The 7,027-nt window shown below is 74.0% G+C and carries 5 protein-coding genes; 3 read left to right on the forward strand and 2 right to left on the reverse strand.

Annotation, left to right across the window (positions count from 1 at the left end; all coding sequences use genetic code 11):
* Nucleotides 1-245 precede the first annotated feature (245 nt).
* Nucleotides 246-1,274: a saccharopine dehydrogenase family protein gene (locus A2U95_RS22480; protein WP_166026108.1), complete on the reverse strand. Its 1,029-nt coding sequence runs from the start codon at nucleotides 1,272-1,274 to the stop codon at nucleotides 246-248.
* Nucleotides 1,275-1,453: 179 nt separating this feature from the next.
* Between A2U95_RS22480 and A2U95_RS22485 the strand changes: the two genes are divergently transcribed.
* Both A2U95_RS22485 and A2U95_RS22490 read left to right on the forward strand, forming a co-directional pair.
* Complete coding sequence (locus A2U95_RS22485; RefSeq protein ID WP_166026110.1) at nucleotides 1,454-2,401, forward strand: helix-turn-helix domain-containing protein; 948 nt, start codon at nucleotides 1,454-1,456, stop codon at nucleotides 2,399-2,401.
* A gap of 537 nt (nucleotides 2,402-2,938) precedes the next feature.
* The gene (locus A2U95_RS22490) at nucleotides 2,939-4,288 is read left to right on the forward strand and encodes an MFS transporter (protein ID WP_166026112.1); all 1,350 of its coding nucleotides are present in this window, start codon (nucleotides 2,939-2,941) and stop codon (nucleotides 4,286-4,288) included.
* 160 nt (nucleotides 4,289-4,448) lie between these two features.
* Here A2U95_RS22490 and A2U95_RS22495 read toward each other — a convergent pair whose 3' ends face one another.
* Nucleotides 4,449-5,414: a glycoside hydrolase family 6 protein gene (locus A2U95_RS22495; protein WP_166026114.1), complete on the reverse strand. Its 966-nt coding sequence runs from the start codon at nucleotides 5,412-5,414 to the stop codon at nucleotides 4,449-4,451.
* 420 nt (nucleotides 5,415-5,834) lie between these two features.
* Between A2U95_RS22495 and A2U95_RS22500 the strand changes: the two genes are divergently transcribed.
* Nucleotides 5,835-6,848 carry a LacI family DNA-binding transcriptional regulator gene (locus A2U95_RS22500; protein ID WP_166026116.1) on the forward strand — a complete coding sequence of 338 codons (1,014 nt, stop codon included), beginning with the start codon at nucleotides 5,835-5,837 and terminating at the stop codon, nucleotides 6,846-6,848.
* Nucleotides 6,849-7,027: the final 179 nt, after the last annotated feature.

A 7,027-nucleotide genomic window follows, 5' to 3' on the forward strand; every position in this document is an offset into this window, starting at 1 on the left:
CGCTCCCGCCCGGCGGCGGGACCGGGACGGGGGCGCCCTCGCAGGCCGGTCGCCGGGCGGCGGCCTCCCCGATCCCGCGGCCCGCGCCGGTGACCAGAACGCTGCACCCCGCGAAACGTCCCACGGCCCGCTCCCCGCCCGACGGCCTCACCGGCCGAACCGCACCCGGCCCAACCGCACCCGGCCGAACCGCACCCGGCCGGACCGGCCCCGACGCCCCCGCGTCCGGCGCCGGCGCCCTTCCCTCAGAGGGCCACCTCCACCGACAGGTGCTCCGACAACGCGCCCAGGAAGTCCGCCGCGTCGAAGACCTCCCCGGCGGAGACGACCCCCGTCGTGCGGATGCGGCCGGTGAGGACGCGGTCCACGGCCTCCACCACGAGAGGCGCCGTCACCGCGTAGATGTCCCGGCCCCGTGCCACGGCGCGGCGCTCGTCCCCGCCGCGGCGCACCACGACGTCCACGAGGAAGGTCTGGTCCGAACGTCCGCGCTCGTCGGACGGGGAGGCCACGGGGGTCGGCGTGTCGGGGGAGGCGATGTCCTGGGCGGCCCGCACGGTCATGTACGTGCGGACGTCGGGGACGGAAAGGTGGCTCGGCACCGTCACGATGTCGGCCATCGAGAACTCGCCGATCACCTCCCGCGGCCCCATCGGCTCGGGGAACGGCCAGGTGAGCACGGGAGAGGCGTCGTCGCGGTACTCCAGACGGCCGTCGGCGTAACGGACCCGGCGGCCCTCCCGGCGGCGGCGGGAGACCGCTCCGGCCTCGCGGGTGCCGGCGGTCGGGTGCCAGCTGTCGAGGCCGTAGGCGATGTGGACCTCGTCGGCGGAGGTCCAGTCACCGAGGGCGGCGGTGACGAGCAGGTCACCGAGTCCGCCGTAGAACGCCATGGCGGGGACCACCACCGCACCGGCCTCCCGGGCACGCTCCGCGAAGTGCGCGAACGTGTCGGCGTTGGCCTCGATCTCGGCGGCCACGTCGAGGTAGGGGATGCCCGCACGCAGCGCCGCCTCGATGACGGGCCCCGCCGTGTCGGCGAACGGGCCGGCGCAGTTGACGACGGCCGCCGTGCCGGCCAGGGCCCGGTCCAGGGCAGCCGGATCGTCGGCTGCGGCGGGCCGCGCCTCCAGTCCGCCCTCGGCGACGGCGAGGTCCTTGAGCCTCTCGGCGTTCCGCCCGGTGAGCACGGGGACGAATCCGCGGGCCAGCAGCTCCGCCACCACGAACCGGCCGGTGTGTCCGTACGCCCCGAAGACCGCGACCTCACGCATGCGTCTCTCTCCTTCGTCCCTTCGTGACCGAATCCCGGACGGGACGCCCGGAGCGGTGCCCGTGGGCGACCGGCGTCCGCCGGTCATCGGTGCCTGCCTGTGCCTGCGTGAACCATCCTGGCGGGGCGGATCATCAGATCGTGAGTGTCCGGAACGACAGGACCCGTACACTTCCGGACATGGACCGGACCGTGGCGGTGGCCGTCACCGATGGCATGCTCAACTTCGAACTCGCTCTGGCACTGGAGGTGTTCGGCAGCCCGCCGGCCGCCGTGGACGGCCCCTGGTACGACGTCACCGTCTGCGGCCCGCGACCGGTCGGCAGCGGCCGCTTCCTGCTCGAGCCGGACCACGGCCTCGACCGCCTGCCGGACGCCGGCACCGTGATCGTGCCGGGCTGGGCGGACATCGACCGGCCGCCACCGCCCGACCTGGTGGACGCGGTGCGCACCGCCCACGAGGCGGGCGCCCGCGTGGTGTCCCTCTGCACGGGAGCGTTCGTCCTGGCGGCCGCCGGCCTGCTCGACGGCCGACGGGCCACCACGCACTGGGCGCACACCGGGGAGCTGAAGGCGCGGCACCCGCTCGTCGACGTCGACCCGGACGTGCTGTACGTGGACAGCGGCAGGGTGCTGACCTCCGCGGGAAAGGCCGCCGCGATGGACCTGTGCCTGCACCTGGTGCGCCAGGACCGCGGCTCCGGGGTCGCGAACGTGGTCGCCCGCCGGCTCGTCGTGCCGCCCCACCGCGACGGCGGCCAGGCCCAGTTCGTCACCACGCCCGTGCCCGCGCCCGGCAACCACCCCCTGGCCGACCTCCTGCCCTGGGCACTCGAACGGCTCGACCAGCCGCTGACCGTCGAGGACCTGGCCCGCCGGGCCGGCATGAGCTCCCGCCACCTCACCCGCCACTTCCGCGCGGTCAGCGGCACCACCCCACTGCGCTGGCTGCTCACCCAGCGCATCCGCCACGCGCAGGAACTCCTGGAGACCACCGCCGACAGCATCGACTCCATCGCGGCGGCCACCGGCATGGGCACCGCCACCACCCTGCGCCGTCACTTCCACCGCACGGTGGGCGTTCCCCCGGACACCTACCGGCGCACCTTCCGCTCAGGACGTCACTGACCGCACCACCGCACCACCGCACCACCGTGCCGCCGTGCCGAACGCGCCCGGGGCGACGGCCCCCGCCGCGGCGCGCCGTACGGCGCCCCCGGCACCGGCCGAGCCACCCGTACGTCCCACCCTCGTGCACAGCCCACGCCACGAGCGGGCGCACACCTCGGGAGATCGGGAAAATTCGCAGCCGCAGACGGCCATGCGAACGCGGCGCACCCCACGTCCCTCTCCCTGGCCACGCGTGCGCCCCCTTCCCCCTCCCCGCCTGCCGCCCCACCAGCCGAAAGGTGTCTTCAGGGGCCCCACGAGTCGCTGATTGCCGAGGTAGGGCGCGAATTCGCACCACGCGGGGTGACATCGGTGAGCCCGCGCGCAGGCGTCACACCACCTGATGGTGAGGCGATATTAACCCCGTCGCCCGAAGGTGTTCTTGTTCGTGCATTCCGGGCGAAGTGGTGGACTTTGTTTCCTAGCGTGAATGGCATATGCACGGACCTCCCTGCGCACTGGGCCAGTCCGATGGGCCGTGCGCAAGGAAGCGCCATGGACACTTTCCGCACGGTCCGCAGTTTCCCGCCGGCCGTCCGGTTCCTCCTGCTGAATCAACTCGGCGTGGACATCGGCACGTTCCTCCTCTTCCCGTTCCTCGCCGGCCACCTGGCCGGCGACCTCGGAATGTCCCCGGCCACCGTCGGGATGGTCCTGGCCACCATCCAGCTGAGCCACCAGGGCCTGGTCGTGATCGGCGGCACCGCCTCCGACCGGCTCGGCGGCCACCGCGTGATCCCGATCGGATGTCTGCTGCGCCTGTCCGGGTTCGCGCTGTTCGCCCTCGTGGGCGGCGTGCGCGCCGTGCTCGTCGCCTCCGTCCTCACCGGTGTCGCCGGGGCGCTGCTGTATCCGGCGATGCGGGCGTGCGCCGCGCAGGCGGCACCGCCCGACCGGCGCGCCGAGGTGTTCGCGATGCTCAACGTGTTCACCGCGACCGGCGGCCTGATCGGCCTGACGCTGGGAAGCGTGCTGTGCGTGATCGACTTCCGGGCGACCGCGGTGACCGCGGCGGCGGTGCTGATGGTGATGACGATGCTTCAGCTCTTCGCCCTGCCGGCTCTCGCCGTGATCGGTTCGGCCGACCGCCGCTGCCGCAGCCGCTCCGCCGCGCACGGCTGCCTCCACGTCCTGCGCGACAGGAACTTCCTGGCCTTCTCCTTCACCCTGACGGCCCTGACGGCGCTGGAGAACCAGGTGTACCTGCTGTTCGTGAGCGCGACCCAGCGCGTCTCGGGACACCTCGCGGCAGCGGCGGTCATGCCCATGGTCGGCGCGGTGGCGAGCCTGGCCCTGCAATTGCGGGTGACCCGTCTGGTACGGGCCAAAGGCGGGCCGGCCCTCTGGATCGCCCCCGGACTGGCGATGATGGGCCTGGCGTTCGTCCCCCCGCTCCTGACGGCGTCCTTCGCCCCGGCGGCCGCCGACGGCCACGGACACGCCGTGCTGCTCCTGCTCCCGCTGGCGGCCGGCGCGTTCCTGCTCGCCGTCGGTCAAATGGCCGTGCAGCCGTCCACCCTCGAACTGGTCACCCGGCACGCGGCCGGCGGCCTGGTCGGAACGTACTTCGGCTTCTTCTACGTGATCTCGGGCGTCACCGCCTCGGCCTGCACGAGCGGGGTCGGCTGGGCGATGGACATCGGGGAGCGCACCGGCCGGCCGTGGCTCCCGTGGTGCTGCTGCGCCGCCCTGGGAGCTCTCTCCGCGCTCGGTGTGACCTGGCTGCGTCGCGCGGGGAGGCTGCCGGGCGGGGTGGTGGCCGGGATGCGGGAGGTGGGCGGACCGGATGTGCTGGTGCCGGCGGCCCGCCGGGGGCGGGGCGGGCGCGACCGCGTGAAGAAGTAGGCGGCGCGTGCGGGGCGCCGCCGCCGCGGGCCGGTGACCGTGAGGACACGGCCGGGCGGAACCGGTCGCCGGAGGGCCCGGCCCGGGCGGCCGGGCACCGTGGACGTGGTTCCCGCGGTCCGGCGCGGAGTGGGGAACGGCCGGACCGCGGGAGCCCGGATCAGTAGCCGTAGATCATCTTGTAGGCCACCTCGGGGAGGAACTGGCCGGCCGAGGAACCGGCTCCCACGCCGCAGTTGCCGTCGGACTCGCCCGGCGTCTTGATCCACAGCAGCATCTCGGCGCCCCCGCCCAGCCGGGTGGGCGTGCCGATGCGGCGGCCCGAGGGGTTGCACCACTGGCCGTTGGAGCCGTTGCCGTTGCGGCTGGTGTCCACGACGAACGGCTTGGTGTAGCCGTAACGGGCGCTCAGCTCACTGTTGACGGCGTTGCCGTAGGCCGTGTTCTGGGCCGTGGTGAAGTAGTTGGAGACGTTCAGCGAGAAGCCGCGGGCCTGCCGGAGGCCGGCCTCGTGCAGCCGGCGGGCCATGGTCGCGGCGTTGGCCCAGCCCGGGTTGCCGGCGTCGAGGTAGACCCAGGTGTTGGGGGCCTGACGGCTGAACTCGGAGAGCGCGCCGGTCAGCATGGCCTCGCGCTCGTCGATCTGCGCCTGCGTCATGCATCCGTAGTCCCCGAGGGAGTCCGGTTCGAGTATCACGACGGCCGGACGGTTGCCGATGCCGCCGGCGAACTGGGCCGTCCAGCTCGCGTAGGCGGACGGCGAGGAGGCCCCGCCCGCGGAGTGCCCGCCGCAGTAGTCGCGGTTGTAGATGTTGTAGGCCACGAGGACGGGCAGCTTGTCCCGCTGGTCCGCAGCGCCCACGTACGCGCCGGTGGCGGTGCCGATGGTGCCGCTCCAGGAGCCGAACCAGCGGGCCATCGGGGTGTTGGCTATCGCGGAGTTGATCGCGGCGGCCCGGCCGTCGCCGGGGTTGGCGGCGGCCCACCGCTTGGCGCTGGAGTCGGGGTCGACGTAGAACCCGCTGGTCATGGTGGTCGGGTCGGCCGCGTGGGCGGACGGCGCGAGGGTGAGCGCGAGCGGCAGGGCGAAGAACGCTGCCACCAGGGTGCGGAGTCTGCGGCGCATGTCTGTACCTCGATTTCCTGGCAGGGACACGCCGCCCGTCCTCGTCCCGGGCGTGCGGCGCGCTGAAGGAGGTGCGGTGGTTCGACGTCCCCCACGGCGAGCGGCGTTCCGGCGGGGACGGGCACGCCCAAGAGTTCGACCTCGGAAATGGGAGCGCTCCCAAATGGAAGCGCTTCCAGAGCTGGTCCTCGGGCGCGACTGGTATCGTTGTGCTGCTCCGTTTCTGCTGTCAAGGGTTCGGCAGCGCCTCACCCGCGAGGATCGGCCATGCGGGAGAGGGAATGGGGTGACATGACTGGAAGCGCTCCCAGTCCGCCGTGCCGGCACCTCGTCCCTCTGTCCGGTCCCGCCCGTCCGGTACGGCGGCCGCATGGGCGAGGATGGGACACCGTGCGGTCGACAGGGGAGAGGGCCGAGCTCATGGCAGAGGACGCGCCGCGTCGGCGACCGACGCTCGACGAGGTGGCCGGGCTGGCGGGCGTGTCCCGGTCCGTCGCCTCACGGGCCCTCAACAACGCCCCGCACGTCAGCCGGGCCAAACGCGAGGCGGTCGAGCGGGCCGTCCGGCAGCTCGGTTACGTGCCCAACCCGACCGCCCGCGCGCTGGCCACCCGGCAGACGGGGGCGGCCGCCCTGGTCGTCTCGGGAGAGGATCCCTCGATCTTCGCCGATCCGTTCTTCGCCCAGGTGATCGTCGGGGCGTCGGCCGCCCTGGAGGAGGCCGACCTGCACCTGATGCTGTGTCTGGCCGCCTCCGACCGGGGCCGCAAGCGGGTGGAGGAGCTCCTGCGGTCCGGAGGCGCCGACGGCGTGATGCTGATGGCGCTGCGCGAGGACGACCCGCTGGGCCGGGCGGTCGAGGAGGCGGCGATGCCCGTCGTGTTCGGCGGGAGACCGGTCGGTCCGGCGCCGCGCTGGTACGTGGACGTCGACAACGCCGGCGGGGCGCGCGAGGCCACCGAGTACCTCCTCTCGCTCGGCCGCACCCGCGTGGCCGCGCTCTGCGGACGGCTGGACACCGAGGCCGGACGCGCCCGGTACCGCGGGTACCGGGACGCCGTGCTGGCGGCCGGACTCGACCCGTTCCCGCCCGGGGAGGGCGACTTCACCGAGGGCGGCGGGGCCGCCGCCACGGCCGCGCTGCTGGCGGACCACCCCGACGTGGACGGTGTGTTCGCCGCCAACGACAACATGGGGGTGGGGGCGCTGCGCACGCTGCGCGAGACCGGCCGGCGGGTCCCCGACGACGTCGCCGTGGTCGGCTTCGACGACCTGGCCGTCGCACAGGTCTCCGATCCGCCGCTCACCACCGTGCACCAGCCCATACAGGCCCTCGGACGGGAGATGGCGCGCATGCTCGCCGCCCTGGTCGACGGACAGGACCCCACCCCGCTGATCCTGCCCACCCGGCTGGTCTTCCGCGCCAGCGCCTGAGGGCCCGGCGCCCGTCGGGGCTCGAGGGTCCCCTGCGGGCGGGAGGCCGTGAACGGCCGACGGGCGGGCGGCGTGCTGCCCGCGCCGCGCCCGGTGACCTGGCGAGCCGCCCGGCGGCCCGGGCCGAACGTGGCGGAGGCCGCTGCCCGCGCGGAACGGGCCCGTCATGGCCGGCGGCG

Origin of the sequence: Streptomyces chilikensis (assembly GCF_001642695.1) — a bacterium.
In the GTDB taxonomy this organism is placed as follows: Bacteria; Actinomycetota; Actinomycetes; order Streptomycetales; family Streptomycetaceae; genus Streptomyces; species Streptomyces chilikensis.

Bases quoted from the DNA above. Each gene is read 5' to 3' on its own strand.
- A2U95_RS22500 (WP_166026116.1), top strand. From the start codon at position 5,835: ATGGCAGAGGACGCGCCGCGTCGGCGACCGACGCTCGACGAGGTGGCC.
- A2U95_RS22490 (WP_166026112.1), top strand. From the start codon at position 2,939: ATGGACACTTTCCGCACGGTCCGCAGTTTCCCGCCGGCCGTCCGGTTC.
- A2U95_RS22480 (WP_166026108.1), bottom strand. From the start codon at position 1,274: ATGCGTGAGGTCGCGGTCTTCGGGGCGTACGGACACACCGGCCGGTTC.
- A2U95_RS22495 (WP_166026114.1), bottom strand. From the start codon at position 5,414: ATGCGCCGCAGACTCCGCACCCTGGTGGCAGCGTTCTTCGCCCTGCCG.
- A2U95_RS22485 (WP_166026110.1), top strand. From the start codon at position 1,454: ATGGACCGGACCGTGGCGGTGGCCGTCACCGATGGCATGCTCAACTTC.